This window comes from Streptomyces sp. RP5T, from assembly GCF_003933965.1.
Taxonomy (GTDB): domain Bacteria; phylum Actinomycetota; class Actinomycetes; order Streptomycetales; family Streptomycetaceae; genus Streptomyces.
In genome coordinates this window covers 1-6,420 of record NZ_RSAJ01000478.1, presented here as the reverse complement: position 1 = coordinate 6,420, position 6,420 = coordinate 1, and the positions used below count along the sequence as shown (strand labels likewise).

8 protein-coding genes are annotated in these 6,420 nt (G+C 67.8%); 4 read left to right on the top strand and 4 right to left on the bottom strand.

Going from position 1 to position 6,420, the window contains the following annotated elements:
- On the bottom strand, positions 1 to 545 hold a 545-nt coding region (locus EHS43_RS33965; RefSeq protein WP_125194494.1), incomplete at its 3' end, for a hypothetical protein.
- 141 nt (positions 546 to 686) lie between these two features.
- Here EHS43_RS33965 and EHS43_RS33960 point away from each other — a divergent pair.
- The 3 genes from EHS43_RS33960 to EHS43_RS33950 all read left to right on the top strand — a co-directional run bounded on the left by EHS43_RS33960 (position 687) and on the right by EHS43_RS33950 (position 3,079).
- The gene (locus EHS43_RS33960; protein ID WP_030318316.1) at positions 687 to 1,484 is read left to right on the top strand and encodes an ABC transporter ATP-binding protein; all 798 of its coding nucleotides are present in this window, start codon (positions 687 to 689) and stop codon (positions 1,482 to 1,484) included.
- A gap of 94 nt (positions 1,485 to 1,578) precedes the next feature.
- Positions 1,579 to 2,010, top strand: coding sequence for an NfeD family protein (locus tag EHS43_RS33955; RefSeq protein WP_125194493.1), 432 nt, complete (start codon positions 1,579 to 1,581; stop codon positions 2,008 to 2,010).
- Positions 2,011 to 2,140: 130 nt separating this feature from the next.
- Positions 2,141 to 3,079, top strand: coding sequence for an SPFH domain-containing protein (locus tag EHS43_RS33950; protein WP_125194492.1), 939 nt, complete (start codon positions 2,141 to 2,143; stop codon positions 3,077 to 3,079).
- 133 nt (positions 3,080 to 3,212) lie between these two features.
- Here EHS43_RS33950 and EHS43_RS33945 read toward each other — a convergent pair whose 3' ends face one another.
- The 3 genes from EHS43_RS33945 to EHS43_RS33935 all read right to left on the bottom strand — a co-directional run bounded on the left by EHS43_RS33945 (position 3,213) and on the right by EHS43_RS33935 (position 5,236).
- Complete coding sequence (locus EHS43_RS33945; protein ID WP_125194491.1) at positions 3,213 to 3,719, bottom strand: HNH endonuclease; 507 nt, start codon at positions 3,717 to 3,719, stop codon at positions 3,213 to 3,215.
- Between the two features lie 151 nt (positions 3,720 to 3,870).
- On the bottom strand, positions 3,871 to 4,410 hold the full coding sequence (locus EHS43_RS33940; RefSeq protein ID WP_125194490.1) for a YbhB/YbcL family Raf kinase inhibitor-like protein: 540 nt from the start codon (positions 4,408 to 4,410) through the stop codon (positions 3,871 to 3,873).
- Positions 4,411 to 4,453: 43 nt separating this feature from the next.
- Positions 4,454 to 5,236, bottom strand: coding sequence for a sporulation protein (locus EHS43_RS33935; RefSeq protein ID WP_125194489.1), 783 nt, complete (start codon positions 5,234 to 5,236; stop codon positions 4,454 to 4,456).
- A gap of 141 nt (positions 5,237 to 5,377) precedes the next feature.
- Here EHS43_RS33935 and EHS43_RS33930 point away from each other — a divergent pair, with 141 nt between their 5' ends.
- Complete coding sequence (locus EHS43_RS33930) at positions 5,378 to 6,019, top strand: DNA-3-methyladenine glycosylase (protein WP_125194488.1); 642 nt, start codon at positions 5,378 to 5,380, stop codon at positions 6,017 to 6,019.
- Positions 6,020 to 6,420: the final 401 nt, after the last annotated feature.

Below are 6,420 nucleotides of genomic sequence, written 5' to 3'. Positions count from 1 at the left end.
GCCCGAGCCCGGTACGCCCCGATCGCCGCCTCCGCCACCGGCCCCGACGCGGCCACGTCCAGCCGCGACAACACCTCCGTCGCCTCCCGCAGGGCCTCCGCGAGCTCCCGCTCGGCCTCGCCCAACGAGGGCACGTCCGCCGGCGGAGCCTCCCGCACCGGCAGCACCTGCCACACCACCTCGACATGCACATCACCCGCGGGCCCGGCCTCGTACACCTCCGGCACCAGGCCCAGCGCGGCACCGTGACAGACCACCGCCTCCTCCGCCTCCAACGCCCGCGCGTTGAACTCCGGCGGCCCGCTCAACCCCAGCGGATGCCCCGGCGCGGGCAGCGCGACCCGCAGGCCGGTGACTCCGAGCGACCTCAGCCGCCCGAGCGCCAGGGTGAGACCGACGGCCGCCGTCTCGCCCGGCAGCCCCTCCACCCGGTGCACGGCATCGTCACCGACGATCGCCAGTACGGCGTCGTCCGGCGAGACAAGTCCGGCCAAAAGGCCGTTTCCCCAAGCGGCAAGGCGTCCAGAGCGCGGTTCCGAGAGCATGCCCCCCAGCCTAAGGACCGGACCGCTGGACGGGAGCGGCCGACCGGTGGCGTAGATTTCATCGAGGGCTGCGCCCAAAAGCGCGCACGCGCCAGCCGAGACGCCGACACCGGTCACACTGCAAGGGGAGACAACGCGCTCATGAGCGATGTTCTGGAGCTTCAGGACGTATCCGTGGTCCGTGAGGACCGGGCTCTGGTGGACCAGGTCTCCTGGTCGGTGAAGGAGGGCGAGCGCTGGGTCATCCTCGGTCCCAACGGCGCCGGCAAGACCACGCTTCTGAACCTCGCGTCCAGCTACCTCTACCCCAGCAAGGGCACCGCCACCATCCTCGGCGAGACCCTCGGCAAGCCCGGCACCGACGTCTTCGAACTGCGCCCCCGCATCGGCATGGCCGGCATCGCCATGGCCGACAAGCTCCCCAAGCGCCAGACCGTCCTGGAGACCGTGCTGACGGCCGCGTACGGCATGACCGCCGGCTGGCAGGAGGAGTACGAGGACATCGACGAGCAGCGCGCCCGCGCCTTCCTCGACCGCCTCGGCATGAGCGACTACCTGGACCGCAAGTTCGGCACCCTCTCCGAGGGCGAGCGCAAGCGCACCCTCATCGCCCGCGCCCTGATGACCGACCCCGAGCTCCTCCTGCTCGACGAGCCCGCCGCCGGTCTCGACCTCGGCGGCCGCGAGGACCTGGTCCGCCGCCTCGGCCGGCTCGCCCGCGACCCGATCGCCCCCTCGATGCTCATGGTCACCCACCATGTCGAGGAGATCGCCCCCGGCTTCACCCATGTCCTCATGATCCGTCAGGGCAAGGTGCTCGCCGCCGGCCCCCTGGAGCTCGAACTCACCTCCCGCAATCTCTCCATGTGCTTCGGCCTCCCGCTCGTCGTCGAGCAGGTCGGCGAGCGCTGGACCGCGCAGGGCCTTCCCCTGTCGTGATCACGTGAAGTCCCCGCGAAAACAAGGGTAAGAAGCCCCTTCCCGCCCCATCGCGCCCTGTCCGAGGGAGTACCCCGGGACCTACCATGACCGTGTGAACGACATCGACGCATGGGTGTGGTGGCTCGTCGGCGCGGCAGCGCTCGGAATCCCGCTCGTGGTGACCGCGATGCCGGAATTCGGCATGCTCGCGGCGGGCGCAGTCGCCGCCGCGGTGGCGGCCGGACTCGGCGGCGACATCGTCGTCCAGGTACTCGTCTTCGTCGTCGTCTCGGTGGCCCTCATCGCCGTCGTACGGCCCATCGCCACCCGGCACCGTTCCCAGCGGCCCCAACTCGTCACGGGCGTCGACGCGTTGAAGGGCAAGCAAGCCGTCGTCCTGGAGCGCGTCGACAGCACGGGCGGCCGGATCAAGCTCGCCGGAGAGGTCTGGTCGGCCCGCGCTCTCGACACCGGCCGGGTCTACGACGTAGGCCAGGAAGTGGATGTCGTGGACATCGAGGGAGCGACCGCGATCGTCATGTGACCTCGCAGGATGCAACTGAACCGAACGCACCACGAGTTGCACGACGGTCTGTCAGACTCGACCAGCAAGATCTTCAACAAGCATAAGATCTTCCGAAAACGCCGAGGCGGAGAAGGGCACGGGGAGCACGATGGAACCGGTCATCATCGTCTTGATCATCCTGGTGGTGTTGGTCTTCATCGCCCTGATCAAGACGATCCAGGTCATCCCACAGGCCAGTGCGGCCATCGTGGAGCGCTTCGGCCGCTACACGCGGACACTCAACGCGGGACTCAACATCGTCGTCCCGTTCATAGACACCATCCGCAACCGCATCGACCTGCGTGAACAGGTCGTGCCGTTCCCGCCCCAGCCGGTGATCACCCAGGACAACCTGGTCGTGAACATCGATACCGTCATCTACTACCAGGTGACCGACGCCCGCGCCGCGACCTACGAGGTCGCCAGCTACATCCAGGCCATCGAGCAGCTCACCGTCACCACGCTCCGCAACATCATCGGCGGCATGGACCTGGAGCGGACCCTGACCTCCCGCGAGGAGATCAACGCGGCCCTGCGCGGCGTCCTCGACGAGGCGACGGGCAAGTGGGGCATCCGCGTCAACCGCGTCGAGCTCAAGGCGATCGAACCGCCCACCTCCATCCAGGACTCGATGGAGAAGCAGATGCGCGCCGACCGTGACAAGCGCGCCGCGATCCTGACCGCCGAAGGTACCCGTCAGGCCGCGATCCTCACCGCCGAGGGTGAGAAGCAGTCCCAGATCCTGCGCGCCGAGGGTGAGGCCAAGGCGGCCGCCCTGCGCGCGGAAGGCGAAGCCCAGGCGGTCCGTACGGTCTTCGAGGCGATCCACGCCGGCGACCCGGACCAGAAGCTCCTCTCCTACCAGTACCTCCAGATGCTCCCCAAGATCGCCGAGGGCGACGCCAACAAGCTCTGGATCGTCCCCAGCGAGATCGGCGACGCCCTCAAGGGCCTCTCCGGCGCCATGGGCAACTTCGGCGGCATGGGCGGCGGCTCGAACGGCGGCAACTCCGGCTCGGAACGCCGGGAAACCCCGAAGATCGACTGACGTAGGCATTTCCGTACGACAGCAGGGCCCGCCTTCTTGAGAAGGCGGGCCCTGGCGCACTCAGGGGCGCGGGGAACTGCGCGACCAGCCACGACGAACCCGCACCCGCAACCGAGCAGTTCCCGGCAGCTGGTCAGGCGGCTTCTACAGCCAACCACTCCGGCAGCGCGGAGAAGTCCTCGTGGCCCAAGGACAACAGCATCGCGTCCGCCGGAGTCGGCTCGAACGGCTGCCGCAGCAACGGCATCCCCGCCTCCGCCGGAGTCCGGTTCGCCTTGCGGTGGTTGTCCTCCGCGCAGGAGGCCACCGTATTCAGCCACGTGTCCTGACCACCCTGCGACCGCGGCACCACGTGGTCCACGGTCGTCGCCCGACGCCCGCAGTACGCGCACCTGTGCCGGTCACGCACCAGAACACCCCGCCGCGACCACGGGGCTTGTCTTCGGAAGGGCACCCGAACATACCTGCACAGCCTGATCACCCGGGGCGCCGGTATGTCGACCGCGGCTCCGCGCATGCGCAGTTCGGGGTGGGACTGCTCGACGACGGCCTTGTCCTGCAGCACCAGAACGACGGCTCGGTTCAACGTCACCGTCGACAGCGGCTCGAAGCTCGCGTTCAGTACCAGCGTGTCCCGCATGTCAGCCCACCTCCCATGTGCACCGGCCCACCCCTGGCGGGCTTGGGCTTGGATCAACTCTGGCCGGGCACGCCGAGATGGACAACGCAATAAAAAAGTGCCCGCCCCTGATCAATTCCAAGACCAGGGGCGGGCAAACGCTCAATGAACGTCAGTCTTCGGCGAGCACCTCGTACTCACTGATCAACTGAGCGCGCGCGATCGTGTGGAAGCGCAGGTTGAAGCCGACGGCGGCAGGCGACGCCTCGGCATCGGGCCCGAGCTTCTCCTGATCCACGGCGTACACGGTGAAGACATACCGGTGCGGTCCGTCCCCGGCCGGCGGGGCGGCCCCGCCGAAGTCCTTCGTCCCGTAGTCGTTCCGCGCATGTACGGCACCCTTGGGCAGCCCCTCGAACTTCCCGCTGCCCGCACCGACCGGCAGCTCGGTCACCGAGGCCGGAATGTCGAACACGACCCAGTGCCAGAACCCGCTGCCCGTGGGCGCGTCGGGGTCGTAGCAGGTCACGGCGAAGCTCTTGGTCTCCGGCGGGAAGCCCTCCCAGCGCAACTGCGGCGAGGTGTTGCCGGCCGCGTAGACCTGAGCGTCCTTGAGCGTGCCGCCCTCCTGCACGTCCTCGCTCGTCACCGTGAACGACGACACGGGCGGGTGGAAGTCATGGGGGAGCGGCCGCCGCTTGAGCTCGGTCACCTCGGTACCTCCTGATCGATTACCGGAATCAGCAGTTCCGAGCCTAGAACCAGTTGCGCTTGCTGCCGACCTCGGACAGCCACTGGTTCAAGTAGGCGGCCCAGTCGGTGCCCTGGTAGTCGTGCAGACCCACCTGGAAGGACCGGAAGGTGTCACTGCCCTCGCTGAACAGCCCGGGCTTCTTGTCCATCTCCAGTACGACGTCCATCGCGTGGCCGTCCGCGACGAAGCTCAACTCGACCTGGTTGAGCCCGCGGTACTGCTGCGGCGGGAAGAACTCGATCTCCTGGTAGAACGGCAGCTGCTGCCGCGTCCCACGGATGTGCCCGCGCTCCAGGTCCGCGTTCTTGAAGCGGAAGCCCAGCTGCATGAACGCGTCCAGGATCGCCTTCTGCGCCGGCAGCGGGTGCACGTTGACGGGATCGAGGTCACCGGAGTCCACGGCACGCGCGATCGCCAGCTCGGTCGTCACACCGACGTTCATGCCACGCAGGGCCTGACCGTCGATCATCGTGATCGGCGTCTCCCAGGGGATCTCCAGGCCGAACGGCACCGCGTGCACCGCACCCGACCGGAGCGTGAAGGCACCGCCGAGCGAGACCTTCGTGAACTCGATGTCCTGCTTGTACTCCTGGTCGCCGCTCTCGACCTCGACCTTGGCCTGGAGCCCGACCGACAGCCCCTCGATCTCCTGGTCGACGGACCCGCCCTGGATCCGCACCTCGCCCTGGACGACACCACCGGGGACGACGTTGACCTCGGTCAGCACCGTCTCCACCGAAGCCCCACCGGCCCCCAGGCTCGCGAGCAGCTTCTTGAACGCCATGTCTCTCCTCTTAGAACGCGCGGATTCCTGATCCCTACAAACGCGATCCGGCCGTGGTCGGTTCCGCGCCCTCACCCTGGCAAGCGGACGGACCCTTGACCACCCCTTGGCACACACCCGTCTGGACTACGCTCGTACGCCATGATCACGCCCCCGGACCGTACGCCACTGCCACGAGAGTTCTTCGACCGCCCCGTACTGGATGTCGCCCCCGACCTCCTCGGCCGCACCCTCGTCCGCACGACCCCGGACGGCCCGATCACGGTGCGCCTCACGGAGGTGGAGGCGTACGACGGCCCGAACGACCCCGGCTCCCACGCCTATCGCGGTCGCACGGCCCGCAACGGCGTGATGTTCGGTCCGCCCGGGCATGTGTACGTCTACTTCACCTACGGCATGTGGTTCTGCATGAACCTGGTGTGCGGGCCCGAGGGCCGCGCGAGCGCCGTCCTGCTGCGTGCCGGAGAGATCCTGGAAGGCGCCGAGCTGGCGCGCAAACGTCGACTCTCGGCCCGAAATGACAAAGAACTGGCCAAAGGGCCGGCCCGCCTGGCCACGGCCCTCGGTGTGGACCGGGCCCTGGACGGCACGGACGCGTGCGACCCGGACGAGACCCCGCTGAGGGTGCTCACCGGCACTCCGGTCACCTCCGACCAGGTACTCAACGGTCCGCGGACCGGGGTGGCCGGCGACGGAGGCGTGCACCCCTGGCGGTTCTGGGTCGCCGACGACCCGACGGTGAGTCCCTACCGCGCTCATGTCCCGAGGCGGCGCTCAAGTTGACTCGCTCTTGGAAGGTGCGTAACGTGGCCCGAGCCGCTTGACCCGGTTACGGCGATCGCCAGCAGCCGAGAGCGGCCAAACCACTACCTACGACATCCCCTCAGCGGGGGCGATTTCGGCGTGCCCGCACGCCCGAATTCGAACTCGCGGAACTCGATTATGAGTTGCCGAGGGAATGGGCTAACGTAGCGAATGTCGAAAGGCCCCGCCGACAGGGAATCAGGCCCGAAAGGATCTGATAGAGTCGGAAACGCAAGACCGAAGGGAAAAGCCCGGAGGAAAGCCCGAGAGGGTGAGTACAAAGGAAGCGTCCGTTCCTTGAGAACTCAACAGCGTGCCAAAAATCAACGCCAGATATGTTGATACCCCGTCTCCAGCATCAGCTGGGACGAGGTTCCTTT